This window comes from Desulfosporosinus meridiei DSM 13257, assembly GCF_000231385.2.
GTDB lineage: Bacteria > Bacillota > Desulfitobacteriia > Desulfitobacteriales > Desulfitobacteriaceae > Desulfosporosinus > Desulfosporosinus meridiei.
This window is the reverse complement of the sequence record NC_018515.1, coordinates 1,445,496-1,472,142: the sequence shown is the minus strand read 5'-3', so window position 1 is coordinate 1,472,142 and position 26,647 is coordinate 1,445,496. Positions and strand designations below refer to the sequence as shown.

Here is a 26,647-nt window from a genome sequence, read left to right as displayed (position 1 = left end):
CTATCATACCAAGCGGAAACTAATTTGCGAAAAACTCTTGACGGTACCCGGAGCGACAATATATGACAGCCTGTTAGACGTTCCGCTGAGTAGAAAAAGAGCACCCTTAATTGAGCGCTCTTCGGTCTAAACTGTCATGGATTGGTGTCATCTTAAATTCTTTATCTCCTCTTCGGACATACCTGTAATGTCGGAGATTGACTTAAAATCCATACCCTTCTCAAGAAGTTTTTTTGTTACTTTCTTTTTTTCTTCTTCTCTACCTTCTTCTCTGCCTTCTTTTTCACTTTGCCTTATTGCCTCTCGTAACCTCAGTTCAGCTTCTCTAACCGCAGCCATTTCATCCAGGATCGCCTTGCGCCTATCATAATATTCTTCGCGTATCTTTGGATCATCGCTTGACTTTTCCCATTTGTCCATCGCTTGATTCAACACTGGGTCTTGCATTGCAATCTCCTCCAATATCTTTGAATTTCCCTATTCAGAATCACTGCTTTCATCTTTAATGGCAATGACTTTGAGCCCAGGAGACGGCTCTTCATCCATGAATTCCCCTTCTCCATCCCGCTGTGCTTTTAAAAGGATATCCAGGGCATCTGCGACTCTAGCCGCAAGCTGAAAATACATAGTTTTAAAATCAGGCATCCTAATTTATCCCCCCTATTTCAAGCAACGGCAAAGCTCCAAGTCATTACCCGATCCTGCCGTCTTGCTTTTATAGGGGAAATCAAAAAGCGCATGCGAGGTTTTTTTCACCCTACACATGCGCTAAGCTTCGTTATTTGCTGAATCCCAAACACCTAACCCCCATCAACCGGAAGCAAACCGACTGTGAACAGAAAAGCAGTCCGCATAACCGATACGCGAACAGTTCCTTGCTGCCTGGGTCAGGAATAGGCTGAATCTCCTGCTGCGTGAAGCCGCACAGTCTGCTCCCTACCGACGTCCCCATTACACTCACTTCACCTGCAGTACAAGCACCTTGCTTGTGCATAAACGGGCAGCATTGTATAATAAAAATGTCGTCGTGGACAGTCTGTTACGTGTAGGTGCCAACTCACCTGCTCGTGCCTGGAAGTGCTGGTAACACTTTCAGGTCACGGCGACTTTTCAATTTCCACCTATTTCTAATTATAGCTTTTTTGCCGGGGATTGCAAGGTATGGGAGAAAGTGTAGCGGGAAAAAATGACAAAGACGATGCATAGAAGTTTATACCACCCCATCATCAGAAAAAGCTGGATGAATTTGACGAGATTGTGGCAACGGGTTATCAGATGCCACTTTCATATCTTTAATCTAAGTGGATTATTCAACTCTACTTGTTCCATTCCAACCTCAATAGTAACCTTCTTTCCCCCTATACCAATTCCAATTGATGAATTATTTATGCAGGATTATTTATATTCCTGTTGTTTAAATAAGTTTTTTCACTAATGCCTTTCATCATCTTTGAATGCACACCATACATTAGATCAATCACGAGGTTTTTATATTTTTCAAATACTTCTTTAGTAACTTTCTCTTCAGAAGAGATATCTCCACCATGGGCAACTCCGTTTCTGTATCTTAGAAAAGTCCTTAAAGTTTCTTCTAAATTAGGACTGGGGTGAATATAGTTTTCCCAATATGCGGTAAATGGTTCTAAGGAAAAGGTGCATAATATTCTGTTTAGGGTATCAAAGCTTACATTACTATCAGTATTTACAGAAGAATACAACTCGTGACGCTGCTGGGAAAAATGTTCTTCTAGCTTTGTATAATAATAAATTTTTCTACTATTTTTTTTGGGATAATCATTAAGTTGCTTAAAAGTATTTTCCATATGAAAAGTCACAATATCATCACTATAATCTTTGAAGTTAATATTCAATGAGTTTAAGAAATTTATATACATTCGAAAAGATTGTTGAATATAACCTTCCCAAATTGAATAAATCATTGTAATTGACTGAACCATAAAAATATCTAAATGTTTTTGTGAAAGATGATATCTCTTAGTAAATAATACTCTTTCTATTTCAAAAAGAACTCTTTGTCTTTCTTCTATCATAAATAAGAGCTTATTCTCAAAATCTTCCATAAATAATTATCCTTCTTCGCTTACTGAAGCAAATATTTCATTTGCTCTATTAAGCCGTGTCCTTATTCTACTTTTACTATTTGAAGCCGAACCAGAGAATCTTTTAAAATTAATGTCACTTTTAAGTTCAAGTATTTTTGATTTCAGCAATTCAATGTTATTTCTATAGAAATCTATATTGTGAGCTAAGCCAATTAATATACCTTCAAAATAAGCAGGAACAAACAAATTGCTTGAATTTCTAAAGACTTTTTCATCATTGATTTCATTTATCATATTTATAACATCATTGAATATTACTCTGTAATATTCTGAATTAAATTCGTCATCCTTCACGGCTTCTTCCATAAAAGAGTTTAAGAAATTTTCAGTATTGTCATTTATTTTATCAAGCCTATTTAGAAAAGCGATAATTCTTAAAACCAGCTCTTGTTCATAAAGTTCTTGCTTCTTTTGTTTACTTAGGGCAGTTAACTTTTGGAATATCTCATTTTGGCTTAATTCCAAGATTAACTCATTGATTTTTGGATTTATACCTCTATAAATAGCATTACGAATTTCTTGTGGTGTCAATTTTGAACCACCTGAATTTAATCTCTTAAATAACTCATACTTCATTGCTGTATTACTTTGGCCTCTTAGTATTTCAACTCTACATACAGCTCTTTTTAAATTTATCTTATACTTACTGGGAAGAGTGTCAATATCGAATCCTTCTAGGTTCTTAATTAATCCTCCAGCTTCTAATCTCCATTTATTACCTATGGCAACCTGTTTTTCATCATCCGTACTATCAATATCTTCCGAATCATCACCGCCGTCTTCATTATCTAAAAGTTGATATGACAATTTCGAAACATCAGCATCTAATTCTCCAAAAAAACTTATAAAAGTCGCAACTCTTTGTAAGCCGTCGACTAATTCCCACACACCATCTTCATCTTCTGCAACAAAAATTGGTGGAATAGGTATAGATACTAGAATTGATTCAATCAAGGCTGTTTTCTGTATTGAAGACCATCTAAATAGTCTTTGATACTCTGGTCGTATTATCAATTCTTTATTACGATATAAGTTAATCAATTCCCCAAAAGAAATATCCATTCTATCACTTGAGAGTCGAGCTCGTTCATCAGAAACTTCCTTTTCCAATTGCTCAGTTTTGTCTGCTAATACTTGATCCATTATTTTACACTCCTCATAGTTTCGACTTTAACGGGTATAGCGATCATACATGATAAACAAACAACAACCTTTTATTCTAGCAAAAAAAATTATTACTAAACAACCACTCACAAAAAGGTCAAGTGTTCAGCTTGCCTCCTATTTTAGCAGAGCCATTCTCCAAAATCCATTAAAAACGAATCCTTTTACGATTTGTCCGTTTATTGGCCCTTACACCAACGCCTCTGAACAGTGCTCGAGGATCATTTTCTTTTTGATATTCGCCTGGAGGAATGTAATTAGTTAAATTTCTTGTATTAACTTTTCTCTCGAATTAAACTGAATCCGTGTTAGTAGTTTTGAAAATCATTGAATAATTCACTCCTAACACTTTCCACACCTTTCCAAAAATTCCTCCCGCGATAAAAAGATAATCCAACAAAAAATGCCCTTGCGATTGGGCCCAGTATATTCCCCCAAACACTCAGTCACTCCGAAACGAACATGCACTCCTCAAACCCGCCTATACCAAGTCTTCCACTCAACCCCGATATAGCACTGCCACGGTCTCAATGTGAGAACCGAAGCAATTTAATTCGTAGGAGGGTCGTTTTGCCTAATTTTTAATAATATGTTATTTATGCGCATTTGTTTATATACGCGTAATAGTGCGCCCCCCCTATACAAAAGTTCCCTTGGATTACTAGTCCAAGGGAACATCAAACAGCCTATAATATTATCCCTATTCGGCGAAACATGCTTGAGCGTTGTCATATATTGTCGTTTCGCATAGGCACCTGGAACCTGCGCGGAACGACAATATATGACAGCCTGTTAGACGTTCCGCCGGAGTACATATATGTGTGCCAACTGTCAGGACTTATGCTTAAAAGCACACACATCTCTTCATTGATTTTGCCTTTCATGCACCAGTCTCGAATCTCAGACAAACGTGGAAATACATTGGTCAGTCACTTCGTATTATTTTTACTTTTGTACCCATATTCATCTCACCTCCTCAAAGGAAAAAGAGCCTTTTTATCGGCTCTTCTTATAGCTATTAGGTGAATATTCAATTTCAATTTTACTAAGATCACTTGTATTAAATATCACTCCTGCTTCTTCACTGTTACCATTATTTAGTTTATTTCCATTATCAAAAATATCACAGTCTTTTAACAATATATATCTACTTCCTTCTGATTCTTCCACCTTGAATACATATCCATAATATACCTTATCATCATTCTTTGGGAATACTTTTATGTATGTTCCATTTTTATAATCAACAACATCCTTCCAAAAATCAGACTGAATATTCCTAGCTATTTTTAAGAACTTCAATATTTTATCAAACAATACACTTTCATAAAATTTTGCTACTAAATAGCCTATGATAATAGCACTAACTAATTGGTAAAAACTCCCCAATATATGTATTTTGAATATATTAAAGATTAGTTGAGAAAGGAAATTCGTAGTACTAAATATTATGTAGCTTGCTATTATGCTTTTAAAAATAAAGTATTTCGAGTCATCCTGTTTTACTTTTGTATATGTAATAAAATAAAAAACAGATAAGAAAATCGCACCTGGAACGAAGAATTGTACAATTTGTGGCAAGCCATTAATTAGCTCTTTAACAATATCGCCCATTTAACATTAATCACCTCCATCACCATTTTCTTGTTCGGTGTTTGTAGTTGATGCACATGTTGTAGCGGTAGCATTATCGGTTTGTATTGTTGAACAACTTACAGGTGAAGTGTTCATATTAGGCTGATATGTTTTTCCAAAATTAGGTTTACTTGCAACGAGACTAAACAACATTATTTCTGTGTTTGTCCGTCTCTTCATTTTATCATTTTGATTGTTTTTACTTTTTGTCAAATTAAACATCTCCTCTCTACCATCATTCTACAATGATAGAAAAAACTTTACAATAAATATTCATGCACCTTTGCCTGTAAGCCCAAAACAAATTCACTCCAAAAAATTACATTACCAACAAAAAATGTCGCCCCAATGTATTCAATTTTTCACTCTTCTGTAAATCATTGAACAGTATCCGCATACAATCCCGCCGGAAGTACAAGATCCTCGACACGAAAACAACTCCATCTTCGCACCTGTAAAATATAAGGTGATTTGCACAGACAAGAAACCGATAGTCAGTCTGAATATCTCCTACAGAAGATAGCGGCACACCAATTCCAGGATGCTCCGACAGTCCTCCCACCTTTTTGATTTCTTATTCCCATACCACTCCAACCCCCGCTCAACCCCTACTGACCACTCACCACATTAACCTTCTCCCCTTCATTGAGAAAAATCTGTCCTTCAGTAATGACCTCATCACCGGCTTTCAAGCCATCGATAATCTCCGTAAACCTGTCATTAGCCAGCCCGGTGGTCACTTGGACTTTTTTCACACTACCCTCTGCAACCAGATAAACAACTGACCCACTGTTTTCAATTTTAATGGCCTCATTAGGTACGGTCAGGACATTTTCTTTTACGGCTTCAGGCAAGATAACTCTGGCAAACATACCTGATTTTAAGTCATCCGTAGTATTGAGCAGAATCTTGATCGTATAAGCCTTGGACTTGCTGTCCGCATTAGGGCTTATATAGTCGACCACTCCCTCTACCAGCTTGTTTCCCAGAGCATTCATTTTCAGAGAAATAATTTCTCCTTTTTCAATCTTAGCCACCACTTTATCCGGTACACTGATTTCGGCCATCATGGTATCTGTATCAATGATTGTCAAAGCAGCGGTGGAACCGGAGATGATCTCCCCTTCATCTACATTCCGCCCGGAGACTACTCCTGAAATGGGTGCGGTAATCACCGTATTTTTTAGCTGCTCAGAAGCATAATTCACTCCGGCGGCAGCTTGCTTTACTTGGGCTGAAGCCACGCTGACCGAATCCGGCCCGGATTTTTCTTTGAGGAGTTTCAGATTATCCTGGGCTGTTTTTAAATCAACCTCTGCACTGGCGTATTGTTTTTGGAAGTCATCCAGAGTCAGTTTGGCGATGACTCCGCTAGCATACAATTGTTGATTCAGATCATATTTTTTCTTGGCATCCTCATAAGTGATTTGTTTATTTTGCACGGTTTGCTCGGCTTGCAGGACTTGCTGATCATAAGCGGAGCCTGCGGTCTTGGCCAGATTGGCCTCGCTTACCTCCAGATTGGCCTGCTGCTGCTGAAGCTGAGCTTGTAAGTCCCCCGAGTCTAAGGTGAACAGCACCTGACCTTTTTCCACTCTATCACCGGCCTCAACCTGAACTGTCGCAACCCTGCCCGCTATTTTGGAGGAAACGGTCACCTCTTGAACCGGCTTCAGAATACTGGCATATTCCACTTCCGTTGTCAGGGTGGCTTCACTTGCTGTCACTGTTGTGACATTTTTAATTGACGGCACAACTTCTGCTTCTTTATTTCCGAAACCGGATATTAAGGCAACCAAGATTATTCCGGAGATCACTACCCCTAAGCCTAGGCCCAGCCCTTTAATATGCTTCATAATCTTCTACCTCTCTGATCGTTAGAATTGGCTTCTTTCGTTTCGCCAGATACTGCCGGGCATCATCCATCATGGTATAAACTACCGGCAGAACAATGGGGGATAGAACTGTCGAAGTAATCATACCCCCGATAATTATGATGGCCATTCCGCTCCTCATTTCACTCCCGGCCCCGCTGGATAGTGCCGAGGGCAGCATGCCGACAATCATGGTTGCTGAAGTCATCAGGATGGGTCTTAAGCGAGTGGTTCCCGATTCGATCAGGGCTTCTCGCAGGGGCATTCCTTGTTTCATCAAGGTTTGAGTATAGTCAATCAACAAGGTTCCGTTCTTGGATGCCAAACCGTCCAGCAAAATCAGGCCGATCATGGAAAGGATATTCAAGGATTCCCCGGATAAAGCCAGCAAGCCAAAGGCCCCGATAATTGCACAAGGCAAGGAAAGCATTCTAATAAAGGGAGTTAAAAAGGATTCATACAAAATGATCAGAATGGCATAGACCAGAACAATCGCCACAATCAGGGCCTGAATCAGGGCGCTGAAGCTCTCGGCCATGTTTTCCTGACTGCCGCCGAATTCTATCGTGTAACCATCAGGCAGACTAAAGCCCTCCAGTTGGTTTTCAATGAGCTTAGTCACATCTCCCAGGAGACTGTTTTGTAAATTTGCTGAGATGGTTACGATGTTCTCTCTATCCTCCCTGGATAGTTTCAAGGGGCTTTCGGCGTACTCAATGGCTGCTACCTGATTCAGGGCAATCTGCTCTCCGGCAGAATTTTGAACCTTGACCGCACCTAAATCAGCGGGAGTTTTGATCTGGTTATCCATAAACCGGAGGACAATATCATATTCATTCCCGTTCTGCCGGTAGATACCGGCCTTCGATCCCTGCAGTCCGGTTCTGAGAACCGTAGAAATATCCGGGGTATTTACTCCGTATTGAACTGCCGCCAGCCTGTCAACCTTCACCTGGATCTCGCTCTCACTGGTTCGCTCGGAATTAGTGACGTCCGCCGTCCCCGGGGTGGCTTTGACAATATCCTCTACTTTGTAGGACAACTCTTTTAAAACAGCCGGGTCCTCTCCACTGATGACTAGCTGAACGGGTTTGCCGTTTCCACCGGCGGATTGAGATTCAGAAACGCTGAATTGAACACCCGGCAGCGTATTCCCCCACTGGCGCATTTCTGTGGCAATTTCAGTCTGGCTCTTTTGCCGTTCACTTTTGTCCACCAGCTTGACGATAATATTGGCTGAGGATTTATCTGAGTTATATCCCACAGTGGTGAGATAATCCTTCACTTCAGCCATAGTCTGCAATTGATTTTCAACCAGGCTGACCTTGTCCTCTGTTTGTTTTAAACCGGAACCCGAAGTAAGATTCAGCTCAATGGAGATCTGGCTTTGATCACTTTGGGGGGTAAACTCAGTTTTAATAAAACCCAGGGGCAGTAAGGAGACAGCCAGAATACAGCCGGCAATTAACAGACTGACAACTTTCCACCTGTGATCCAGGGACCAGATTAATAGCTTCTTATATAGTTCGGTTGCCCGGTCCAAGACGGGGGGAAATCTTCTTGGTTTTTTAGTTTCCGGCTGAAGCTCTCCAGCTTCTTCCGGATTCTTCTTTTTCAGAAATAGGGAAGCCAGCATGGGGGTTACCGTAAAGGAGACTAAAAGGGAAAAGAGGGATGCCACGGCAACCGTGAGGCCAAATTCTTTAAAGAACTGGCCCACCATTCCCGACATAAAGGCTACGGGGATAAAGATAACCACATCACAGAGAGTTATGGCGATTGCTGCCATACCTATCTCCCGGCGCCCTTGGATGGCTGCCTGTTTCGGGTTTTTCCCCATGCCTAAATGTCTCTGAATATTCTCCAGAACCACAATGGAATCATCCACCAGAATACCGATACTCAAGGATAAAGCCATGAGGGTCATCATATTCAAGGTGAAATCAAAGGCATACATCATAAAGAAGGTGGAAACCAAGGAGGTGGGAATGGCAACCAGAACCACTAAGGATGACTGCCAGCTCCGCAGAAACAGCAAGAGTACAAGAGCTGTTGTAATGACTCCTTCCACAAGGCTGGATTTAACATCCTCCAGAGAATCGTTGATAAAAGTAGTACTATCCGTGGTTACTGTGACACTTACTCCTGCCGGCAGCTGTGCTTGAATCTTCAGCAATTCAGCTTTGACATTATTCACAGCCTCGACAACATTGGCATCACTTTGCTTTTGAATGCTGATGCCCAAGGCATTGGTTCCATTCAAGGTTAAGATTTGTTCTTGGTCGGGATATTCCAGCTGGATCTGGGCAATATCTGCCAGCCGAACAGTCCCTCCTTCCGAGTTGGGAATTAACAAATTCTTAATTTCATCGATATCTTTAAACTGTCCCACTACCTTAACGGCTTGGTCGCTGGTATCCAGACTTATCCGGCCGGCAGGAAGATTGCTGTTTTCCGTCTTTAGCTTTGTCAGCAAGCTATTGACATTAATTCGGTAATAATCCATGGCCGTTTTGTCTAAGCGAATGGCCAGCTGCTTATCCTCGGCACCCTGAAGGCTGACCTGGCCAATGCCGGGTATCTTCGCTAAATCCTCTTTAATCTTTTCCGCTTCATTTTGGAGTTGGTAATAGGGGATCGTGCCGGTGAGGCCCAGAGTCAGGACAGACTGGGCATCCGCGTCAATCTTCCTGAGAATCGGGGAATTGACATCCTCCGGCAATTTGCCTGAGGCGCCATCTACTGCCTTTTGAACGTCTAAAAAGGCTGAATTCATATCCGTTTCCATCGTGAAGGTTATAATTGTTTGTCCAATACCTTCTTTAGATATTGACTTAAGGGTATCAATTCCACTGATCCCGGAAACTGCATCTTCAATAGGCTTGACAACGTCCTCTTCTATCTCTTCGGCACCTGCACCGTTATAAACGGTGGTGACAGTGATGATGGGTACGTTGATAGAGGGGTATAAATCCGCGCCCAGACTCTTATAGCCGAAAATACCGATACCAATAAATAAGGCCAGCAAGACAAAGACTGCCGAAGGCCTCTTTACCGATAACTCAGTAATACTCATGATTATGTACCTCTTCCCTTGGTTTTAATGGAATTATACAAGGCAAAGGTAAAATCCAGCTAAAGAGAAAATAATTATCTGTAAAGCAAATCTAAAAAATAATGAAGTGACCTTTTCCGGTCACTTCACAAGGGGTAAGGCAAAGCGGATGCCCAATCCTCCGTAATGGGAGTGAAAGGCAGATATTTCACCGCCATGATGCTCGATAATCGATTTGCAGCTGGCCAGACCTAATCCCATCCCCCCGTTTTGGTTCTGTCTGGATTTATCCACAGTAAAGAATTTCTGAAACAGCAGAGGCAGTTCCTTTTCCGGCACACCTGCACCATTATCCTCCACCTGAAAAAAGACATACTCGCCGCGGACATAGCCCCGCATATAGACCTTTAAGTCTTTTCTCTCCCCATACCTCACGGCATTGCTGAAGAGATTCCCGAAAACCCGGCGGATCATGTGTTCGTCAATCATAATGGGCTGGTTGGCTTTGAAGCTATTTTCCCAAGCCAGTTCGAAATCAAAACCGGATAATTCCGTCTCATATTCAGTGGCAATGCTGGCAAATAACTTCTGGGCCGGGACGGATTTCATATCCAGGGCATCCAATTCCACCTCCCCCTTAGTATAGGAAGAAAAGGTGTTAATCAGCTCGGCAATATGCTTGGTTTTCTTGAGGATCAGCTCATAATATTCCTGGGTTTCCTTTTCAGAAAGATTTTTCTGCAGGGCTAACAATTCCACAAAGCCATTGATAGTCGTCAAGGGAGTCTTTAGGTCATGAGCCATGGCGGCAATCATCCCGATCTGTTCCTTGTGGGCTTGATAAAGCCTGTCTTCCATTTCATTAAAGTGATTGTATAGCTCTCCGATTTCATCCCGTCTTTTTGAACTTAAGATCACGGGCCGGCTTATGTTGACCCTTTTCAGCCGGGTATTAAGCAACTGAAGGGGTTTTGTAATGTTGAAATGTAAATAGATGGCTAAAATGGCAAACACCATCCCGGTGAGAATCAGCAAATAAAAGGCCACTTCTAATTGCACGGGCATTATGGGTAATTTTAAGATTTTTGGCTTTTCCGGCATGAAATTTTTGATAAATACTGCCCCCGGAAAGATGATCAGCACAAAAACCAACATGAACAGCAGCGGTAGCTTGATCTTTAACTTCATAGCCCTTCCTACCCTTCCGTATATTTGTAGCCGATACCCCAGATTGTCTTAATAAAGTCATACTTGCTGCCAAGTTTTTTGCGAATGTTTTTGATATGCACCGTGACAGTATTTATCTCACCATATTCCCCTGCCCAAACATTTTCATAGATTTGCTCCCGGGTCAGAACGTTATTGGGGTGATGCATGAGAAAGGACAAGATTTGAAATTCCTTGGTGGACAGCTCAATCTTCTCCTGGTCTAAGTATGCCTCAAAGGTCTTTTGATTTAAAATCAGGGGGGAAGGAGAAGGAAATCTCTGTGGCTCGACCTCCTGCCTAAGTCCTTTCCATTCGTTGTACAATCGGTCAAACTTTCTGAAATGGGCCTTAATCCTTGAAGTAAGCTCTTGAACACTGAAGGGTTTGGTCATATAGTCGTCAGCACCAATCTCCAGGCCAATAATTTTGTCAATGTCCCTATCCCGGGCGCTTAAAAACAGAATGGGAATACTGTAATTGTTTCTGATGTTTCGGCAGACTTCCAGACCGTCCATTTGGGGCATCATAATGTCCAGGACAATAAAATCCACCGGATTTTCTTTAAGTACCGCTAACGCCTCCGGCCCGGAATGGGCAGCGATCACTTCAAATTGTTCAAGCCGTAAACTTTTCGTGATCAGCTTGACAATGTCTGGATCGTCATCGACTACTAAAATCGTCTTTTCCACAGCTATTCACCAACTTCTTTACTTTGCTTTCCTTTATATCATAGCAAACATAAATAAAGCAAAAATAAAAAACTATAAAGATTTGTGATTAGAGATCACTTTGTTATAAAAGCCGCGTGGCAGTTGCTTTTTAAGGGCGTTGAAAATAGCTTTTTCTCTTTAAGGAACCTCATAAATTTCTAGAAGGTATGTGAAGTGAAGTGCGGTTAATTCAACTCATTAATCAAGTAAACTATGGAAGTCAGGGAAAAACCCTCTGTTTAAAATAATTCAGTCACTTACATCATTTCATAAGTACTGGATACAATAACTGAGTATTCGGTTAATAGAGTAAGAAACGAAGGTTGGTTTTATCGTATCTAACCCCCCTCAGAATATAGGAAGTCCAATTAAGGAGATTTAAAATTGATGTCAGTTTACTTTATGCATCTGATAAAATTATCAATATTTCTTCTCGCACTTATTGTACTTGTTCCGAGAGCCGAAATCCGTCGTCTTGCTGTATATGGAATTACATTTGGTAGCATGTATGATGTAATAGGACTCACAATTGGTCATCTAACAAACGTTTTTAGGTGGATTAATTTTGGTCCTTTCGGCTATGGTTATTTGCCAATAGACTCACCAATATCTTGGTGCGCATTTTACATTATGTATTTCTATCTTTTGCCTAAACATAAGCCGTTAGTATATGTCTTTCCTGTGTCAGGGATAGTTATGAGCATGATCTACTCAAGAGTATTAGTCAACTTAGGGATGTTTATTGAGCCTAATTTTCTCTTAAGATTGGCTAATTTCACATTTTGGTTTTCTTTGGCGACCTGGGGTTATTTAAAATTAAATAAGTACATTGAAGCAAAACATAGAGTGTGTTGATAAAAAAGTAGGTAGGCTGGGATTCCCGTTATAATCCGTATAGGTGGCATATATACGCCTCCTGACTTCAAGGCCTTTTTGATTTTCCAGGCATGCTATTAAGGTACTTCCTGCAGCCAAGTACGATATAATAGTTCAATTCCTCGGTCAATTTCTTCAATACTCATGCCGCCAAACCCAATCATTATCTGAGATCTATTACCGTTTTTGTGAAGAAAAGTCCTAGAGAGCGGGAATAGTCGGACTTCGCTCTCCACAGCACGCTTGATAAGCTCCTCTTCACTGAGAGGATTATCAACTAGCTCTATAACAACGTGGAGCCCCGCTCCTTGACCAATGATTTTAACTTGAGTGCCGAAATGACGGTGAATCGATTGTAGAAGTGCGTCGTGCTTTTCTTTATAAACTGTTCGCATTTTACGCAAATGCCGTTCCCAGTACCCTAGTTCCATGAACTTTTGCAGTGTTCTCTGTTCTAATAGAGATACATTCGTAAAATATTCGCTGAATAACCTACGATAGACAGTTAGTAATCGATGAGGCAGAACCATATAACTTATTCGAAGCGCAGGAGATAATACCTTAGAAAAAGTACCTACATAGACTATATTCCCTAGCGGATGTAATCCTTGTAACGCAGGAATTGGTTTGCCGAAGTACCTCAGTTCGCTATCATAGTCGTCTTCAATGATGACTCCCCCGACAGATTCTGCCCAATCAATTAATTTTAATCGTTTTGTCACAGGCATAACATAGCCTAATGGAAATTGATGGGAAGGTGTGACATATACAACAGTACTCTTGGTGTTCTGTAGACACTCCAAGTCCAGACCATCCGAATTTACAGATACAGTCGCGATAGAAAAGGAATGATTTCGGAAAACAGCTTTTGGAACGAAATAGCCAGGATCTTCTACAGCCAATTTCGAATGATCTTCTTTCAATATGGGCGCTAAGATAGAAAGACTATCTTGAAGTCCCGAGCAAATAACGATTTGTTCAGGATCACAAGAAACACCACGAGAGCGCGACAGATATCTTTGAATCTCGCAACGCAAATCAAAATCACCTTGCTGATTCCCATCGGAAGCAAGGTGATTTTGATCGTCCTTTAAACAATCAATATAAAGTTTACGCCACAGGTTAACAGGGAAACTGCCTGGAGAAAGACGAGCCGGATGAAAATCAAAGGCAAATGATTTTTCGTCTTCAGAGCTTTCTTTCAGCGACGTGCCTACTTGAGGGAGAGGCGCCGGGCGGAATTCAGGGTCTATTGCTGAAACAAAGTATCCGCTTCTTGGCTTGCTGTGTATATACCCTTCTGCATATAACTGTTGATAGGCATACTCCACAGTATTACGACTTACCGATAATTCACTAGATAAGTTTTTAATAGATGGAAGCTTGGTAGTTGGGGGCAATTCCCCTGTTAATATTTGATTTTTAATTTGGTTATAAATTTTATTATGCAACGGCTGACGACCCTGACCGTCCAATATAAACATTGCTCTCACCTAATCCTTTATATGTAGGATCTTAATTACCGCCATTATATATAGGGTAATACCTAGCGTCAAGGCTCAGGAAAATTGCGCCAAAGGTAACTGCCCCTATACTTAATTTGAAAATTGCCCCTGTGTTTAGGGGGGATTATATCTTATAATCTGGGTGTCCGGTGGCTAACACATCGATTACTTTGTGCAGATGGTAATTCGAAATTCATTGAGTGCATTGCAGTAATAGAGGACACAATAATTGTGTCAACCAGTGGCCAAGTATGAGTTATCTAACACTTCTTCAAAACAGAAAGGATGTATTCTTATGCTTAATGAAAAATTATTGGAGGTACTTTCTCATCCCACAGACGGAGCCATCTCTATCGTGACCAACGGTGACGACGGTCCGCATTTAGTAAATACCTGGAATAGCTATGTTGTGGTTACTCCTGAGGATAAACTATTAATTCCAGCTTACGGATATAACAAAACGGAAAAGAATCTAAGCGTTCATAACGAGGTTACTCTTTCCATTGCCAGCAAGGAAATCCAGGGTTACAAGGCTAAGGGTACAGGCTTTATCCTGAAAGGAACTACCCGTTTTCTAAAATCAGGTGAAGACTTTGAGGGTATGAAAGAAAAATTCTCTTGGGTTCGAGCAGTATTAGAGATAACTGTGTCATCTGCGAAACAAATGCTGTAAATTAGCTACACTATGTTGAAGTTTGCAATATTGTATTGATACCCTTGGGATTATAAAAATATACCTAAAATATCTCAAAATACACAAAACCAGCATATCAATCATTTTGATAATGTTGGTTTTTTTAACCCATCCAAATGGTCGCTCAAGACCATTTGGCTCAAAAACCTTCACTGAAGTAACACCAACGTGCCCCGTCTGCGGAAACATTTAGCCCTAAATACATTGGAGTAAGGCCACGGGTTCGCCCCCTTCTATAGAAAATTAGATACAGCTCAAATATAGTAATTTGTTCTGAATACTCAAACAAATTACTATATTTGCCTCTGTAGTACTGCTATAATGTGAATATGAATTATCTTCCAACAGCATTAAAGGAGGGCATAACCCATGTGTCAAGAAATACGACCCAATTTGTTTAGAATAGAAATTCCACTGCCGAAAAATCCACTTAAGGCTCTAAATTCCTATGTGATCAAGGGGCCGGAACGTAATCTCATTATCGATACAGGGATGAACCGGGAAGAATGTCTTAAGGCAATGCAGGCTGGCTTAATTGAGCTGTCAGTGAATCTGAATGTCACTGACTTCTTTATTACCCACCTTCATGCAGATCATTTAGGTCTTGTGTCCAACTTGGCCTCTTCTACATCAAAAATATACTTTAACGGGCCCGATGCCGAGTTGATAAAATTCCCATCTTGGGAAGAAGAGAAACACTACGCTAAGATATTCGGGTTTCCCGAAGATGAACTTGAAGCGGCCATTGCAATGCATCCTGGTTTTAAATACGGCAATACCAAAAAGGTAGACTTTGAAATCCTTAAGCAGGATGACGTTTTGAGCATCGGTGACTACAGCTTTAAGTGTATTGAGACTCCGGGACATTCTCCCGGACACATGTGCCTCTACGACTCAAGTAAAAAAATTCTTGTGTCAGGGGACCATATTCTTAGCAACATAACCCCAAACATTTCCCTTTGGGGCGATGATTGGGATCCTTTAGGTGTTTATCTAGAAAGTTTAGACAAAGTGAGTATCCTCGACGTGGAACTTGTTTTACCAGGTCACAGAGGGATCATTACCTCCTGCAGGGAAAGAATTCAGGAACTTAAGCTGCACCATCAGGAACGGGTGAATGAGATTCTTGCTATATTAAGCAGAGGGGATTTGAATGGTTACCAAGTCGCTGCTCAGATGACTTGGGATATGACATATGAGTCATGGGAGATGTTTCCGGTTACGCAGAAATGGTTTGCAACAGGGGAAGCGATTGCTCATCTCAAATATTTGGAAGGTATGGGCAAGGTCAGAAGAGAGACTCAGCGGGGGAAAGTAATTTATGCCTTGGCAAAATAATACATTGTGCGGGATCTTCATCTGGCGGTTCGTTTAACGAGTTTAAAAAAGTCTGTCTGATGTCAAAATAAATTTACGGGCCGGTGAGGCCCAGGGAGTTCCGGTTTCATATGCCTTTCAATAGCTTTTGAACCCATTCTCTTATAACTTACTCTTCCTAATCTCATCAATAAATGCGGGTCTTTTCTTAAACTCCATAAGCAGTTTACTGAGCATATGGGTCCAGCTATCCTCGTCCTTAAAATGCTTTAAATAAATTACTTTAACTTTCCCAAGATATTCTACAGCTTCTTTGTAGGTATTTCTATTACCATTTGGAATTCTAGCATATGCTTTGTTGTAATAGTACTCCAGAATTTCTTTTGGGTGTTCTTTTTCAAGCTTTTGCGCGAATATGTCGAAATCAGAAAAGCCGGCATATCCCCATTGGTTCACCGGCGGGGATATGATAGTTTTAAGAACAATGTCCTTCATTCCCTTTTGAAGACAAATACTTAAATAGTCATGCATGTTATTTTTTTGGGCCTCATTAACAATCTCCGGTTCTATTTTCTCCCAATCCAATTCAGATAGAAAATTTTTCATTCTCTTATATTCTTCAAAATACTTTTTGTGATTGGTCGTTTTATATACCAGAATCAACTTTTCTTTCGCCTTTTCGTAGTCATCATCCTTATAAAATGTAAATAGTCTTTCCAAAACATAGCTTTCATCATTTTCTCTTTGCATTGCGGTTTCAGCAATTGATTCCAACCGGTCCTTGTCCCGCAGCTGCGAATAATGGTCAATAAGATAATCATACAGCTCGGTTAGTCTTCCTTTTCCAATGCTTGATGCCCTTATGCGCTATTTCAAGCGCCAATTCCTCATTTCCTTTGTCGGTATAGTATTGAACTAAATCCCAATAATCCATCCCATATTGAAGGTTTTTAAGTCTCTCCTCCAAGTACCTGGAATCATCCTTCAGATGATCCCTGTAAATCTCCATGACAAGCTTCTTTCCCCAATCAGACTTCCCTCTATTAAGCTTTTGCACAAGAAATTCCCATTCATCCTTTTCTTTGCACAATTCAAAAAACAGATCCATCAGACTGTCGTCAAAACCGGAATTACCTGCATCGTATTCAATAAACGCTTCATCCATAAAACGGCGCTTTGCTTCAGGTGTAATCTTATTTTCCCTTATCAAGCCAGAAATCTTCTCTAACCATTCATAAGCCTCCTCTTCTTCCTCCTCAGGTCCTCCTCCGTAGCAATTAAATTCAGAAATTATGCTCCGGGAATTGCGCCAATATTCTATATAATAACTCATCATGAATTTCGGGAGCTTTACTTTTCTTGTTTGAATTTGAAGCTTTCTTATTGGTAGCACAATTTTCTCCGAGCCATTCTAGCACATGCAATCTTACCTGTCTGTCTCTTTGGGTGAGATTCATGATTAACTTTATGAGTTCATTGGAACTTAAACCCTCCAGCCCATCTGTAATCGAAAACTCACTCATTTTTTCTTCCATCCTCTGCGATTAAATGCGATTCATTATCTACCTCCAATAATAACACAATAATCTTCTTCAACAGCAAAGGCAATATGTGTCGGATACCTAGCGTATTTGCAACGGGTTTCTAAATATCTTGTTCATCTGACGGGGCATAAGATTTAACTATCTCTATCCATTATTTTGTAAAGTTCTCTTATTCTACTTAACAAAAATTCTACCAATGCATATCCAATAAGTCGGAATTTTATATATAATTAAAATTAAATAACTAATCGATTGGGAGATACTTTGGATTGACAACGACAACATCACAGTAGTCTTCCAAAACATTGAAAACTGGGTGCCAGTACTTGCCTGTAGACTCCATACAGACATGTTTACAAGCTTGAGCTTTCAACCAATCTAAAAGTTGGTGATAAATTTTCGGTAAAGGTTGAAAATTGCCTCGTTTGGTAATCCGTAACCCCCGATTTGTTCGTAGTACCAATCGTTGCGACAACAAACTTCTTGTGGACATCAACTCCACAGCAAATAGGAAAAACAATTTTGAGCATAAACACATCCTCGCATTAGTTTATAGTGGATAAAGCAGACATTGACTGTTTGCCACATAATAAACGGGAATTGTTTATACAAGGATTAGTTTATGTGCTCTAAGGCACATTTCCACATGTAACCTTGCAGCTTTCAACTTGATTTCCGGCGTATATGTTAGTCGAGATTGACTCTTATCAGTGGAAAAATCTCTTCTTCCCTTTAATACTCTCTTAACCAGGCATTAATGACGTCACTAGTTATTCCATTAATAGTTAGGTATGCCTTCCTCAAAATGAAGCCGTATGGCCTCAAGTATGATTTCTGGAGGATAACTAACTTATTTCTCGCCTTTTTTCCCATAAAATTGCCCTCCCTCAGTAGATTAATTCTACCATGGGAAGGCTTTTAATTGTTGTGTCTGGGATATAGGTCTCAGTTCAAATGAACGCTACTGATGCTATTAATTTTAAATAGATTAATATATTAACTATATAATCGTAGTTATTAAAAAACTCAAGTCACAAAAAGCCATGTCTTAGTAGTAGCGTTATATTTTTTAAAATTGAATTTTTAGCGGCACTGATCAATTGCCATTAATTCATCAATACGCTTATTCCATTCTTCAAAAGTTCCTTTACCTTCTTTAAAATCTTTTTCTACTTGATCGAGTAGAAGTTTTTTCTGCTCCATAATTTTAGCAGACTTTTCGTATTTTTCTTTATTCACGGGATCTTTTTCAAGTTTTGCAAGGCCTGCATAATTTGGTGCAGTCTCTAGGCTGTCTCTTGAATAAAAAATTCTAATTTCTAGGTCTTTTTTGGGTTGTTCAGGGCTTGGTGTTGATAATTCACGTACTAACTGATCAGCTTCTGGTGACATAGGCATATCTTTGAGTTTACGTTCAGCCTCCCTAATTTTTTCCCAGTCTTCCTCAGAGTTTCTGGGCATAGATCTAATTTCTGCCTCAATTTTACGTTGCTTATCCCTGTATTCAATTTGATAATTTTCAAGTTTTTCTTTTTTAGCTTCAATGTCTGATTTTATTGCAAAAGCCGCATAGGAACTAAGACTAAGCAAGATTGCTGATACCGTAACTATTGATAATACTTTTAATTTAATTTTCATTTTTAAAGCCTCCTATTAGTATAACTATTCTTACATAATGATATTATATTATGAACCATTTCTCATTTTTAAAGTATAGGTAAAGCCAGGATTATTTTTGTTATTCGAAAGCCTTGTTCTCAAGTCAAGTGCCCAATCCCAAGTCCCATTATCGGTAGAATGTTGAGCATAATTCATTGTTTTCACACCATCAACCATACCATATTTCCAGATAACAATTGAATGACCAGTCAAACCATTAGCGTCAGTAAATTGTATTATATCACCAGGCCAAAGTTCAGTATATATACTGTCAAAATTATTACTTGCTTCAAGATTGGTATATTTCACCATTTGATAGGCTTTTTTGCCTCCAACTCCATCTACGGTGCCCCAGTGTTTTCTAAACTCGTGTGCTCCAGTCCATGTTGAAGTTCTTGGTTGTGTAGCAGGCGGAATATTAGGCCCGTAATAATACCAATCTTGGGTAAATATGTTACTTCCTTTTGTTCCGTGGAAGTTCATCCCCCCTCCTCTTAGTACCTGAGAGACAAAATTTGTACAATCCCCACCTAATGTACCACTTCCGTAACTTGCATAGTCGTCTGTATTCCCCGGTTTTCTTGCAAAATCTACCGCATAATCGGCCGCATTTCCTCTATTTAGTTCAGAATTTACATTTGGATTTGAATTTGTAAATTCATAACTTACGGCGAGTGCACTTGGGCATGTACCTATTGAAGTAAGTAATAATACTGCTAGTAAGAAGCATAACCTTTTCATTTGAATATCCCCCTTGTGTTTTTATTGACTCTCATCGTTCACCAAACTCCTGTTGGGACAAGCGTTTCCTTATACCAAACTTGTAGCAATCCTCCCGCTTGCTTATTTTCCACTATATAAAAAATTTTCATTAAAATACCAAATTTCATGGTAAATACTGTCGAATTCTTTAGCATCAATATAATTAGTATTCTTAAAAACATAGGTAACAACTTCTAAATTTGGGGTTGAGTCCAGTAATTAACACTATGATAAAGTAGCCAAAAACCCATCATCGGTAAAATTTGTTTATGTTACATAACTCATCCAGATCCCCATATTCCAAATATAATCTCGGTTCGTATATTAGAGAACATCAGTACGAAGCATCTTGTATTGCCATTCCTCGATTAACGTCGAGTTAGGAGCAAATGTGTGGTTCTGAACCCCCAATTAGACCAACTCGAATAAGAACTTTGAACAGTTGTCTCTCCAAATCTGATTTATTCCTTCTGCTCCTAGTCTTTCAATATCCCTAGGTAGCGGTGCAACTTGCAACACCAGCATGTTACTCGTAGCATCAAACTTTCCAAACACCGTTTCATGCTCGGGAAAATAGATTTTGAGCCACCGTTGAATGCGATTTTTTATACTGCTCATTTCTTTTTGGTTGCGCATCCTGCAAGCCATCGCTATTCGCAGTTCTGCATAGATCCCCTCCGGTATATAGGGCTCATTGTATCTACCTTCGATGACCAGCTTAGCGATTGTTTTGGGGTCCTTAGCATCCGTTTTACTGGGGTGATTGTCATCAAGTTCCTTGCTTCGTTTTACATGGAATGGGTTTACGAGGACTAGTTTAATGCTTTGCTCTTTTAGGTATGATGCCAGCCCGAACCAGTAATGTCCGGTTGGTTCTGCGCCTACCACTATACAGTCCTTTTCGGCTTGCCTTTTCAACCGTTCAATCCATGTATAGAAGTCCTTGAATCCTTCGGCACTGTTTTCAAACTTGAATACCTTGCCGAGCTCGACTCCTCGCCAGTCGAAAGCCCTGGCGTAATGAAGCTCGCTGGCGATGTCCACTCCGATAATAATACTTCTTTCGGAAAGTTGATTTAGTTTCTCGTTTTGTGTAAAATTCATTTGGGATGACCTCCGTTATTTTGATTGGATTCTGTTGGCCAACAGTCCTTTCAAATTGTAACGTGAGGTCTTCTTTTTGACAAAGCTCATTTTTGACTACTACAGGAATGCTCACTTATATTTAATTAGGAATTCACAGAATAAGATAGCAAAATCCTTGCTAAATCCTATTGAATCATAGAACGACTAAAAAATAGTTTTTGGGGATACGAAAACATATTACTCTCCTTTTCTAAATCTCCCTTCACAAATATCCCAGTAGGTGTAATATAAAAACACTTACTATTTGTGTAGGGGCGAACGCCTTTAGATCATTTGTTACTTTGCGGGTATTGATGATTTGGAGGCGTCATTATTTAAATGGCGAAGCCAATTAAATACAATAAAGTCTACTCGACGCACCACCGGATATCAGCATATATGAACACCAATATCCTCAGATCAACTCTCTTGGAAAACATAACCATCTTCTGCAAATTACTATACAATAATCTAAATACTTTTGCACCGAAAATCATGCTGCAAGATACCGCAATTCTTTTGTGGTCACCACAAGCCTTTTTTACAAAATATAACCTGAGTCCCCGAAAAGTCTAACGATGAAAAGTGTTGAATCGCCGAAAAACAAAGAGTTTTAGCCCAATTATATAGAGTTTCTCCTCGTTATGTATTATAAAATATAACGAGGAGATGGTTGTTCTGTCCATTATCTATCAAATCAATAAAACGACTGGGATTACATATGCTTATGAGAACCAAGCTTTTTGGGACAAAGAAAAACAACAGTCCAGAGCAAAGAGAACCTTGATTGGGAAAGTCGATCCCGAAACCGGAGAGATTATTCCAACACGAGCCTATAAGAAGAGCAAGGGAACAGCTGAAACAAACTCTCTCAAACCCGGACCCATACCTATGACAAAGATACAGCGAAGTTTCTTCGGAGCATGCTATTTGTTGGATCAAATCGGTAGGCGAACTGGTGTCGAAGCCGATTTGAAAGCCTGCTTTCCTGATACGTATAAGAAAATCCTGTCATTGGCTTACTATCTGATTCTCGAAGAAAACAACTCGCTCAGCCGTTTCTCCCATTGGCAAAAGTTACACATTCATCCTTATGGTAAGGACATTGCATCACAGAGAAGCAGTGAACTGTTTCAATCCATCAGCAAAAAAGAGCGCATATCTTTTTTCGAAAAGCAAGGAAAGCGACGCATTGAAAAGGAATATTGGGCATTCGACATCACGACAATCTCCAGTTATTCCGAGGTACTCAAACAGGTTAAAAAGGGCAAAAATAAGGAAAATGATCGATTGCCCCAGATCAATCTGGCCCTTCTTTTCGGAGAAGAATCAGGACTTCCATTTTATTATCGGAAACTCCCCGGCAATATTACGGATGTGAAGACCGTCAAACAACTGATGCATGAATTCGACGTCATGGGTTACAGAAAAGTCAGTGTAGTTCTGGATAGAGGATTCTACAGCAAAAGCAACATTGATGAACTGTATAAGAATCATCAGAAGTTCGTCATTGGCGTAAAGTTAGGACTTAAGTATGTGAAAGAAGTCTTGGATGAAGACCGAGAAAACCTAAAACTTTGGTCAAACCTGCAGACTCAGTTCGGTGCCTACGGGTTGTGTCGGACAATCGAGTGGAACTACGAGCAAGAGCGCCCCTACAAAGGCGATGTCATCAAAGATAAAAGAAGAGCCTACCTGTTGTTATATTACAATCCCGAGAAAGCTGCCAAGGATCAGATAGACACCAACGAGTATCTAACAAGTCTATATAATGACCTTAAAGAAGGGAATCTACGAGATTACTGTGCAAAGGACTATACCAAATATTTTGAAGTCACCGAGACACCCAAGAGAGGTCGTAAAGTAAAGCCAAAAGAAGATGTGATGCGCGAGGAAGCAAAGAATTACGGCTATTTTGCCTTGCTTTCTAATGAAGTTAAAGACCCCTATGAAGCGTTGTCCCTTTACCGAAGCAAGGACATTGTCGAGAAGGCCTTTGGTAATCTAAAGGAGAGATTGAATTTCCGTAGAATGCAGGTTCCATCCGAATTATCTCTAAACGGCAAGCTTTTTTTTGAGTTTATTGCACTCATTTATCTATCCGATGTAAAAAAGAAAATGCAGGATGCAAGACTTTTTTGAAACATGGACCATGCAGGGCCTGTTGGATGAACTGGATACAATTGAGCTGTTTGAAGCTCCCGGGCATGGGCGGATCTTAGGTGAGGTGACTAAAAAACAAGAAGGCATCTACAAAGCCTTAGGCGTAGATGCACCCTCGTTATAAATTCCGGGAACTCAGGATATAAGATGCAACGAAAAAAGGGACCTCACGGCCCCTGAGTTTATTTACCATACTTAAAACCTAATAACTATATGAAATCTACATTAGTGCGATGAGATACCTGAGAACCGGCACAAGCTCTATGAGACTGCGAAGGCCTGTCATCCGGAACACGTCAAACAAGGGATTGGTCCTTATGTTAAATCTTAGTCAAATGCGACAACTATCTTGACAACCGCCTTCTATAAATCCTTAAATACTTGATTATATTCATCTTCTGACATAGCGACTGACAGTGAGTAAGTTTTAAAACTATATGCCCTTTGATAACCCGAACCATTGTAATTCGCCCAGTGTTTCATGAAATTAGTTACCAAGAGCCATGAATAGGAAGGAAGATCTAGTTATACCATCATTTGACCAATACCAAGATGAATCTCTCGTATTATAACCCTGCCCCTGCATAGTCATTCCACCTGCCGCAAGCATTTGAGATGCAAAGTTAGTGCAATCTCCTCCACTGCTAGCGTAATGTACGTAATTTTTTGGATTATTGGTATCGTCATGTGCGGAATCTTCATCTGGCGGTTCGTTTAACGAGTTCTAAAAAGTCTGTCCGATGTCATAATAAATTTGCGTGCCGGTGAGGCCCAGAGAGTTCCGGTTTCAAGTGGCTGCTCATATATGCCTTTCAATGCCTCCGGAAAGGGAGATTTGGAAATTCGGGCTGTTCCGCCTTTCAGTAAGCTAGCTTAATCCCCGTCAAAAAGGGCAATTTCGCAAAACCTCGCCACCCACTTCCGCAACGACCTCCCGCCAGAGCTGCACAGGCTGCCGGGCCAATTCAGCCGGCACGATCTCCGTTAAACGGATTTGCCGGTCACTGAAGCTTTGTTTAACCTCCCGGAAGGCTGCCGCTGCCTGAGCCTCATGGTTATTTTTCAAAAGTATCCGGTCGGCAATCCGCTCCTTGAGTTCGGCCAGCAGCTTGCCGTCCAGGTACTCCGTCATGACCTTTTCCGGCGGGATCACCTTGCCCTGATCATAGGCGCGGATTTTGCCCTCCAGCCAGGCAATGAATTGGGGCGTACTCATGGCGTTCAGTTCCACGCGATATTCTTGCAGCCAGTCTTTCCAAGCAGGACTAATATAGCCGGCCACGCCTCTCTGGCGGCTTGATACTTCCACTTTTTCCACCTCCAGCCCCATGAGCACCGCTTCTTCCGGCTCCAGGCCGAGATTGATGATCTTCACCTTGCGGCCCGGTCTGGCTTTGGTTTCATTTTGCAGGGTATCGTAGATGGTTGTGCCGTAGGCATCCGCATCGTGAATGCAGAAAAAAGTGATTTCTTCCCCGTCCTCCCCCAGGGCGTCCAGCAAATCCTTGACTGCCCGGCTGGCGTAGCCCTTGCTGGTGAGGAGTGCCATATCGTATTTCTCCGGAAGCTTCTTCTCTTTAAGTACATTGAAGAAGCCTTCTTTTTCAATATACAAAACCTTGTTGAAGGTCCAGGCGGGCTTGCGGTAATTCTCCACGGCAATGGTGCCGATAGGGATATCCCGGCCTTCATGGGGATGATACAGAGTTCCCCGGTCATCCCTGTACATCATTGGGATGTCGCCGTGCTCCGTTTCATAACCGCCGATCAGGTCTTTGCAGAAATAGGCGTAATCCGGTTCTTTGCCCAGTTCCCTGATCACATAAGGCCGAACGGCGTAATAGAGCTGGCGCAGGCTGAAGCGGTATTCCCCATTGCCGCCGGCTTTGGCAATGGCTTCCTCCAGGCAGGCGGCGACGATTTCTTTCTGAGACCTCATTCTCGCCTGGGCGGCGGGGAGGGACTTTTTCACTTTGTTCACTGCCTTGGTAATACTGGTGCCGATAGTCTCGGTCATCACTCCCAGGTCCGGTTCTTTGCCGTCCGTTACAATTGGCACATAAGGCGTCATGACATTGATTAAAAGCCTAGCGGGTTTGGCCTTAAAATAATGTCTGAAGCCGCAGCCGAAAATCTTCAGCTCACTTTTATTACAGAAGATGTGAACCTCTCCCGTCACCGGGGACTTATTGAGCAGAACCGTGATCTGGGGTTCGTCGGCAAAGTCGGCATATGTTTCGACCACAAAGGGGATTTCTGCCTCATGGACCCCTCTGACGGATCCCACCGTAAAGGTGCCGCAGCTTCTGTAATAGCCTTTCCAGTACTCCAGCTCACCGATCCGCCCCAGCCTCTCCGGGTTCGTTTTCGTGACCAGGGTCCTGAGCTCAGCCAGCAGTGCTTCCGTGTCGGCGAAGGTCAGGGAAGCGGCGGCGGCCCCATAGGGATACCTGCGGGATAGTTTCCCGGCTTTCTTACTGCAGCCGTCAAATTGGGCAATCAGTTCCCGGACCGGCCCGCTGTAGGCCTGAAACAATTCAAAGAAGTTTTCGCTGGTATACCAATAAGGGGATGTCTTCCCCTGGTAGGTTTGACCTCGGGCATATTGCAGCGCCAAGTTGGCCCAGGCCGGATCGATCTCCATTTGGCCCAGGGAAACGCTGATTTTAGTCCCCTCTTCGTAGTACGGGCCTAAACTTTCCGTCAGGGCCGAACCGTCCTTTTGGCAATGGATCCGGTAGTTTTCCCCCCCGGTGGCAACCAAAAGCCGGCCGCCTGTGGCCGCCACCGCCCCGGCCACCACCCGCAGGCCGTTCCCCAGTGCTCCCCGGGTGGGCAGGCGCAAGTATTTGGAGGATTTAAGGGGCCTGTTGATGGCAAACAAGCCGGGATCCATGCCGGGCCCCTGATCTTTGATATAAAAAAAGCCGTCTTCAAAGCCGATTTCACACTCACCGCACACATCCAGGGCATTGTCCGTGAGTTCTTTGCAAACCAGCAGTGACAGCTTATCTTTGGGCACCCCCGCCTTTTGGGGCAGGGTTTCAATATTCCTGAATAATTTCCAGTCTTCCCGTTCAAACAGCATGGCCTGAGTTCACTCCTCCTGATTTTGAGATGCTGGAATATCATATGCAATTTCCATCAATCTGTCAGGGGAATTCCCAGGAGGATAATTACCTGGCACGCATTATCTTTTTTCCTCTTCAGTTATATTCAGAAATTCCATAGA

Annotated in this window: 19 protein-coding genes and 3 pseudogenes; 3 read left to right on the top strand and 19 right to left on the bottom strand. The window is 41.3% G+C overall.

Annotated elements, in window-relative coordinates:
• Positions 1-147: 147 nt before the first annotated feature.
• From DESMER_RS23355 to pdxR, 11 genes are all read right to left on the bottom strand, one after another.
• Entirely contained in the window at positions 148-462 is a 315-nt protein-coding gene (locus DESMER_RS23355; protein WP_282433057.1) for an Rpn family recombination-promoting nuclease/putative transposase, read from the bottom strand.
• A 15-nt stretch (positions 463-477) separates the two neighbouring features.
• Positions 478-645 carry a hypothetical protein gene (locus DESMER_RS23920; protein WP_014902313.1) on the bottom strand — a complete coding sequence of 56 codons (168 nt, stop codon included), beginning with the start codon at positions 643-645 and terminating at the stop codon, positions 478-480.
• Between the two features lie 740 nt (positions 646-1,385).
• Complete coding sequence (locus DESMER_RS06725) at positions 1,386-2,081, bottom strand: MAE_28990/MAE_18760 family HEPN-like nuclease (protein WP_014902312.1); 696 nt, start codon at positions 2,079-2,081, stop codon at positions 1,386-1,388.
• A 6-nt stretch (positions 2,082-2,087) separates the two neighbouring features.
• Positions 2,088-3,266 carry a DUF262 domain-containing protein gene (locus tag DESMER_RS06720; RefSeq protein WP_014902311.1) on the bottom strand — a complete coding sequence of 393 codons (1,179 nt, stop codon included), beginning with the start codon at positions 3,264-3,266 and terminating at the stop codon, positions 2,088-2,090.
• Between the two features lie 1,017 nt (positions 3,267-4,283).
• Positions 4,284-4,901 carry a hypothetical protein gene (locus DESMER_RS06715; RefSeq protein WP_014902310.1) on the bottom strand — a complete coding sequence of 206 codons (618 nt, stop codon included), beginning with the start codon at positions 4,899-4,901 and terminating at the stop codon, positions 4,284-4,286.
• A gap of 6 nt (positions 4,902-4,907) precedes the next feature.
• Positions 4,908-5,135, bottom strand: a complete 228-nt coding sequence (locus DESMER_RS06710; protein ID WP_014902309.1) for a hypothetical protein — start codon at positions 5,133-5,135, stop codon at positions 4,908-4,910.
• Positions 5,136-5,530: 395 nt separating this feature from the next.
• Positions 5,531-6,778 (bottom strand): efflux RND transporter periplasmic adaptor subunit, encoded by a 1,248-nt coding sequence (locus DESMER_RS06705; RefSeq protein ID WP_014902308.1) that lies wholly within the window; start codon positions 6,776-6,778, stop codon positions 5,531-5,533.
• A complete protein-coding gene (locus tag DESMER_RS06700; protein ID WP_014902307.1) occupies positions 6,765-9,872 on the bottom strand; it encodes an efflux RND transporter permease subunit in 3,108 nt (1,035 codons plus the stop codon). Before DESMER_RS06700 ends, DESMER_RS06705 begins: the two co-directional genes overlap by 14 nt.
• A 120-nt stretch (positions 9,873-9,992) precedes the next feature.
• Complete coding sequence (locus DESMER_RS06695) at positions 9,993-11,039, bottom strand: sensor histidine kinase (protein ID WP_014902306.1); 1,047 nt, start codon at positions 11,037-11,039, stop codon at positions 9,993-9,995.
• An 8-nt stretch (positions 11,040-11,047) separates the two neighbouring features.
• Complete coding sequence (locus DESMER_RS06690; protein ID WP_014902305.1) at positions 11,048-11,749, bottom strand: response regulator transcription factor; 702 nt, start codon at positions 11,747-11,749, stop codon at positions 11,048-11,050.
• A 974-nt stretch (positions 11,750-12,723) separates the two neighbouring features.
• A complete protein-coding gene (pdxR, locus tag DESMER_RS06680; RefSeq protein WP_014902303.1) occupies positions 12,724-14,130 on the bottom strand; it encodes a MocR-like pyridoxine biosynthesis transcription factor PdxR in 1,407 nt (468 codons plus the stop codon).
• Between the two features lie 316 nt (positions 14,131-14,446).
• On the opposite strand from pdxR, the gene DESMER_RS06675 reads away from it, so the two are divergent.
• Together DESMER_RS06675 and DESMER_RS06670 are read left to right on the top strand one after the other, a co-directional pair.
• Complete coding sequence (locus DESMER_RS06675; protein WP_014902302.1) at positions 14,447-14,824, top strand: FMN-binding protein; 378 nt, start codon at positions 14,447-14,449, stop codon at positions 14,822-14,824.
• Positions 14,825-15,214: 390 nt separating this feature from the next.
• The gene (locus tag DESMER_RS06670; protein WP_014902301.1) at positions 15,215-16,183 is read left to right on the top strand and encodes an MBL fold metallo-hydrolase; all 969 of its coding nucleotides are present in this window, start codon (positions 15,215-15,217) and stop codon (positions 16,181-16,183) included.
• Between the two features lie 141 nt (positions 16,184-16,324).
• Here DESMER_RS06670 and DESMER_RS06665 read toward each other — a convergent pair whose 3' ends face one another.
• The 6 genes and pseudogenes from DESMER_RS06665 to DESMER_RS06640 form a co-directional block, all read right to left on the bottom strand.
• The gene (locus tag DESMER_RS06665; RefSeq protein ID WP_042333475.1) at positions 16,325-16,936 is read right to left on the bottom strand and encodes a hypothetical protein; all 612 of its coding nucleotides are present in this window, start codon (positions 16,934-16,936) and stop codon (positions 16,325-16,327) included.
• A 43-nt stretch (positions 16,937-16,979) separates the two neighbouring features.
• Positions 16,980-17,372 carry a hypothetical protein gene (locus DESMER_RS06660; protein WP_042333473.1) on the bottom strand — a complete coding sequence of 131 codons (393 nt, stop codon included), beginning with the start codon at positions 17,370-17,372 and terminating at the stop codon, positions 16,980-16,982.
• Positions 17,373-17,445: 73 nt separating this feature from the next.
• Entirely contained in the window at positions 17,446-17,685 is a 240-nt protein-coding gene (locus DESMER_RS06655; protein WP_148275262.1) for a hypothetical protein, read from the bottom strand.
• A 1,104-nt stretch (positions 17,686-18,789) separates the two neighbouring features.
• Positions 18,790-19,344, bottom strand: a complete 555-nt coding sequence (locus tag DESMER_RS06650) for a hypothetical protein (protein ID WP_014902299.1) — start codon at positions 19,342-19,344, stop codon at positions 18,790-18,792.
• 48 nt (positions 19,345-19,392) lie between these two features.
• On the bottom strand, positions 19,393-20,106 hold the full coding sequence (locus DESMER_RS06645) for an amidase domain-containing protein (protein WP_014902298.1): 714 nt from the start codon (positions 20,104-20,106) through the stop codon (positions 19,393-19,395).
• Between the two features lie 462 nt (positions 20,107-20,568).
• Positions 20,569-21,231, bottom strand: a pseudogene (locus DESMER_RS06640) (IS110 family transposase); the annotation flags it as partial.
• Positions 21,232-21,930: 699 nt separating this feature from the next.
• On the opposite strand from DESMER_RS06640, the pseudogene DESMER_RS06630 reads away from it, so the two are divergent.
• Positions 21,931-23,539, top strand: a pseudogene (locus DESMER_RS06630) (IS1634 family transposase).
• Between the two features lie 363 nt (positions 23,540-23,902).
• On the opposite strand, the pseudogene DESMER_RS24905 reads toward DESMER_RS06630, so the two are convergent.
• Positions 23,903-24,091: pseudogene (locus tag DESMER_RS24905) on the bottom strand (amidase domain-containing protein); the annotation flags it as partial.
• A gap of 207 nt (positions 24,092-24,298) precedes the next feature.
• On the bottom strand, positions 24,299-26,503 hold the full coding sequence (locus DESMER_RS06625) for a hypothetical protein (RefSeq protein ID WP_014902296.1): 2,205 nt from the start codon (positions 26,501-26,503) through the stop codon (positions 24,299-24,301).
• Positions 26,504-26,647 lie beyond the last annotated feature (144 nt).

What these genes read in the sequence shown, in the direction of transcription:
- DESMER_RS23920 (WP_014902313.1), bottom strand. Translation starts at nt 645, where the DNA reads ATGCCTGATTTTAAAACTATGTATTTTCAGCTTGCGGCTAGAGTCGCA.
- DESMER_RS06725 (WP_014902312.1), bottom strand. Translation starts at nt 2,081, where the DNA reads ATGGAAGATTTTGAGAATAAGCTCTTATTTATGATAGAAGAAAGACAA.
- DESMER_RS06720 (WP_014902311.1), bottom strand. Translation starts at nt 3,266, where the DNA reads ATGGATCAAGTATTAGCAGACAAAACTGAGCAATTGGAAAAGGAAGTT.
- DESMER_RS06715 (WP_014902310.1), bottom strand. Translation starts at nt 4,901, where the DNA reads ATGGGCGATATTGTTAAAGAGCTAATTAATGGCTTGCCACAAATTGTA.
- DESMER_RS06705 (WP_014902308.1), bottom strand. Translation starts at nt 6,778, where the DNA reads ATGAAGCATATTAAAGGGCTGGGCCTAGGCTTAGGGGTAGTGATCTCC.
- DESMER_RS06700 (WP_014902307.1), bottom strand. Translation starts at nt 9,872, where the DNA reads ATGAGTATTACTGAGTTATCGGTAAAGAGGCCTTCGGCAGTCTTTGTC.
- DESMER_RS06695 (WP_014902306.1), bottom strand. Translation starts at nt 11,039, where the DNA reads ATGAAGTTAAAGATCAAGCTACCGCTGCTGTTCATGTTGGTTTTTGTG.
- pdxR (WP_014902303.1), bottom strand. Translation starts at nt 14,130, where the DNA reads ATGTTTATATTGGACGGTCAGGGTCGTCAGCCGTTGCATAATAAAATT.
- DESMER_RS06675 (WP_014902302.1), top strand. Translation starts at nt 14,447, where the DNA reads ATGCTTAATGAAAAATTATTGGAGGTACTTTCTCATCCCACAGACGGA.
- DESMER_RS06670 (WP_014902301.1), top strand. Translation starts at nt 15,215, where the DNA reads ATGTGTCAAGAAATACGACCCAATTTGTTTAGAATAGAAATTCCACTG.
- DESMER_RS06655 (WP_148275262.1), bottom strand. Translation starts at nt 17,685, where the DNA reads ATGAGTGAGTTTTCGATTACAGATGGGCTGGAGGGTTTAAGTTCCAAT.
- DESMER_RS06650 (WP_014902299.1), bottom strand. Translation starts at nt 19,344, where the DNA reads ATGAAAATTAAATTAAAAGTATTATCAATAGTTACGGTATCAGCAATC.
- DESMER_RS06645 (WP_014902298.1), bottom strand. Translation starts at nt 20,106, where the DNA reads ATGAAAAGGTTATGCTTCTTACTAGCAGTATTATTACTTACTTCAATA.
- DESMER_RS06625 (WP_014902296.1), bottom strand. Translation starts at nt 26,503, where the DNA reads ATGCTGTTTGAACGGGAAGACTGGAAATTATTCAGGAATATTGAAACC.